Annotated in this window: 2 protein-coding genes; both read left to right on the top strand. The window is 40.2% G+C overall.

The features are described from left to right. Positions 1–230: hypothetical protein (locus tag F6K38_RS41760; RefSeq protein ID WP_502709668.1), on the top strand; the 230-nt coding region annotated here is incomplete at its 5' end. 166 nt (positions 231–396) lie between these two features. Continuing rightward, on the top strand, positions 397–1248 hold the full coding sequence (locus F6K38_RS41755; protein WP_287313005.1) for a DUF547 domain-containing protein: 852 nt from the start codon (positions 397–399) through the stop codon (positions 1246–1248). The last annotated feature ends 249 nt before the right edge of the window (positions 1249–1497 follow it).

Here is a 1497-nt window from a genome sequence, read left to right as displayed (position 1 = left end):
TTAGCTTTAATCAAAATTGCCTAGGTCAAGGTAAGCTATCAGCTATCAGCTATCAGCTATCAGCTATCAGCTATCAGCTATCAGCTATCAGCTATCAGCTATCAGCTATCAGCTATCAGCTATCAGCTATCAGCTATCAGCGATTAGCGCTACGCGCACGCTTCTTGAGGTGCTATCAGCTTTTGAATAAAACAGGTAAGCATTGCTTTAATCTGAGTTACATCTTTTGAATAAAACAGGTAAGCATTGCTTTAATCTCTGTTACATTAGCTGACGGCTGTTCGCGTAGCGTGGCCAAAGGCCAACGGCTGACGGCTGACGGCTGTTCGCGCAGCGTGCGCGTAGCGCATATGCTTACATATCAAGCATCTTATCGGCTAAATCATCTGAATTACTATGAATACATCCAAGAGATTACTAACCCTAGTTCCAACCCTGATTATTCTGACAAGTTGTACACTTTCCGTACCGATAAATCAAGCACCAGCAAAAGATTCTCAAGTACAAGTAAATAGAGGCACTGATAGAAATCTATTGAATTATGACGACTATGCTACTGTCCTAAAAAACCATGTCAACAATAAAGCGCTAGTTAATTACCAAGAATTGCAGAAAAATCCAGAGCAGCTGGAGACGTTTAATGCCTCCTTAGGTGCTGTTGATCCTAGCACCTATCAGTCTTGGGATGAAGCAGAAAAGATTGCTTTCTTGATAAATGCTTACAACTCCTTTACTCTAGAATCAATTATTGATCAAAACCCGCTCAAAAAGAGTATTCGGGATATTAAAGGAGTCTGGAAAGGACGCCAATTCAACATTGCTGGAGACTCTAAAACCTTAGATAATATCGAACACAAGACACTGCGAACGCAATTCAACGAGCCCCGAATTCATATGGCTTTAGTTTGCGCCGCTATCAGTTGTCCTCCCTTAAGAAATGAACCATATACTGGGGAAAAACTCGATCAGCAACTGGATGACCAGACACAGAAATTTCTAGTTAGTCCCCATGGCTTTCGTATTGACCGTCAAGAAGGTAGCGTATATCTTTCTTCCATCTTTAAGTGGTTTGGGGAAGATTGGAAAGAAACCTATGGTGTCGATGACAAATTTACTGGTAACGCCAATCAACGGGCGGTGTTAAACTTTATCAGTGACTACCTTAGTCCAGAAGATCAGAAGTATCTTGAGCAGGGGAATTACAAGATCAAATATCTGAACTATGATTGGTCTTTAAATAAACAATAAGCTGTTAGGAATTTTTAGGCCTAACAGCAAGGTATAATGCAGAATGCAGAATGCAGAATGCAGAATGCAGAATGCAGAATTGACAAGAGTTTCAGGGGTGGTTTCCTGATTTAATAAAAGGTAGTTTAAATGCGGGACAGCTTAACCAATAAACAATAACCAATTAACCGGTTTATTGATTAATCATTATCGGTATCCGTGTAGGAATTGTGATAATTTTTGTTCCCTGTTCCCTTTGCTATCAGGATT

It is taken from the genome of Moorena sp. SIO3B2, from assembly GCF_010692525.1.
Lineage (GTDB): Bacteria > Cyanobacteriota > Cyanobacteriia > Cyanobacteriales > Coleofasciculaceae > Moorena > Moorena producens.
Note: the sequence above shows the minus strand (reverse complement) of the source record. Positions and strands in the feature narration are given on the sequence as shown.

Coding starts and splice junctions, on each gene's coding strand:
- F6K38_RS41755 (WP_287313005.1), top strand. CDS start 397: ATGAATACATCCAAGAGATTACTAACCCTAGTTCCAACCCTGATTATT.